Below are 1,816 nucleotides of genomic sequence, written 5' to 3'. Positions count from 1 at the left end.
GGAACATCCCCACCGGGTAGCACATGGGGGAGCTGCCGTCGCAGCAGCCGCCCGACTGGTGGAACATCAGCGGGCCGTGCTTCGCCGTCAGGTCGCGCAGCAGCGCGGCCGCGGCATCCGTCACGTCCACGCGCGAGAGCTGGGTCGTGATGTCCCACTCCTTTCGATTCGTGTCCCACAATCTGTCGGCTGCGGGCCCGGCAACCCGCCAAAACTGGGACGAGGAGGAACGCATGTCTGCACATGCTGCGATCCCGGGATCCAACCCTCCCCGCAGCCGCCGTCGAGACCTTCGGGGCAGACCCTCGGATCAAACTCGGGCCACGAGCGATTCCAGCCACTCCTGGTGAAATGTCGTGAGGTTCGAGCGAAGCCGCGTGGCGAGCATGGTGGGCACGGGGCCTGCTTGCACCTCTTCGGTGATGATCGTGCAGCCTCCATCGGCGCTGGGTCGGAAGTCCCAGCGGTGGTAGCCCCGCGACCCGGTCGCCACCCCGCTCCACGCGAGAGCCCGATAGGGGACAAGTTCCGTGACGGTGGTGGTGACGCGCACCCCAAGGGTCTTCCAGCTGAAAGTTGTGCCCAGAGAGAGCTCCTCCTCGTCCGCAATCCCTTTCACATGGGATGCGCGGGTGTACCAGGCGGGCCACTGACCAGCACGAAGCAGGATCGGCCAGAGGTCTTCAGCTGACCGTGTGGAGACGATCTCGTTGTGCGCGAAGACCGGCACGCGAGTCGGCTCGAACGAATGGGGCCAGTTGGGAAGCGTGGACACGTCGGTCTCCGATCGTTGACGGCAGTATCGCAAGTGGACTTGCGATGAGCTGAGGCTACGCCGGCCGGCAGATGTATCGCAACTCGACTTGCGCAACAATGGGGGGATGACGACCGATCCAAGGCAGCCCCGACGACGAGGCGAGAGCGTTCGCAGAGCGGTCCTCGAGGCGGCGGCGGCTGAGTTGTTGGCGACCGGCGCGGAACACGTCACGATCGCAGCTATCGCGGCCCGCGCAGGGGTACATGAAACGTCGATCTACCGTCGTTGGACGACGAAGGAAGCCCTTCTTCTCGATACGGCTCAGGAGCAGACCACGAGTGGTGTGGCGCAACCCGATACCGGGTCGTTCCGGGGAGACCTCGTCGCGTTGACCCTCTCGCTGGACTCGTTCTTGTCATCCCCGATCGGTGGGGCGCTGCTCCGTGTAGCCATGACAGCGTCGACGGCGGACGGTGCCGCTGCACGGGAAGCATTCTGGCGCGACCGGCTCAGGGAGGGCGAGGTCATCATCGGGCGGGCCCGGAGTCGAGGCGAGGTGCGTTCCGCTGTATCCCTCGATCTGCTGATGCAGGTTCTGACGGGCACGGTGCAACTGCGTGGGATCTTCGGCGGCCGAAAGCTCGACACTCGAGAAGCAGAGAGTCTTGTCGACCTGCTGCTCACCGGGGCAGGGGAACCCTCCTCCCTCTCATAGCGGCAAGGCACACCGCGAGCCGTCGGCTGATCGGCGAGCCTCTTTGCCTACCGCTCACCGCGGTCGTTCAGACCAGCTTCTCGGACGGTCATGCGTCATCCGGAGGGGAGCGGAAGCGGCGCAGACACTGGCGGTGCCGCCGCACTCGCGGCGTTGCACCGCCGGGGCGCGGTCCACGGCGATGGTCGAGAACACATGGCCCGTCCACAAACCTGATCGCGACCGAGACGCATGTGGCCATCGGTCATCGCTTCGGCGCTACCTACACCCCCACCCCGAACGCCACAGCTTCCTCCTCCGTCAGCATCCGCGACCGGATCAGGAACCGCATCCCCGTCGGCCCC

At 66.0% G+C, this 1,816-nt stretch carries 3 protein-coding genes; 1 reads left to right on the top strand and 2 read right to left on the bottom strand.

The features are described from left to right. Together LQV45_RS29580 and LQV45_RS29575 are read right to left on the bottom strand one after the other, a co-directional pair. Positions 1-151: DUF779 domain-containing protein (locus LQV45_RS29580; RefSeq protein WP_230010676.1), on the bottom strand; the 151-nt coding region annotated here is incomplete at its 3' end. Positions 152-310: 159 nt separating this feature from the next. After that, the gene (locus tag LQV45_RS29575; protein ID WP_230010673.1) at positions 311-775 is read right to left on the bottom strand and encodes an SRPBCC family protein; all 465 of its coding nucleotides are present in this window, start codon (positions 773-775) and stop codon (positions 311-313) included. A 106-nt stretch (positions 776-881) separates the two neighbouring features. Between LQV45_RS29575 and LQV45_RS29570 the strand changes: the two genes are divergently transcribed. Then, positions 882-1,472 carry a TetR/AcrR family transcriptional regulator gene (locus tag LQV45_RS29570; protein WP_230010671.1) on the top strand — a complete coding sequence of 197 codons (591 nt, stop codon included), beginning with the start codon at positions 882-884 and terminating at the stop codon, positions 1,470-1,472. The last annotated feature ends 344 nt before the right edge of the window (positions 1,473-1,816 follow it).

It is taken from the genome of Microbacterium sp. Bi128, assembly GCF_918698205.1.
The sequence above is the reverse complement of the archived record's forward strand: the minus strand, read 5'-3'. Positions and strand labels throughout refer to the sequence as shown.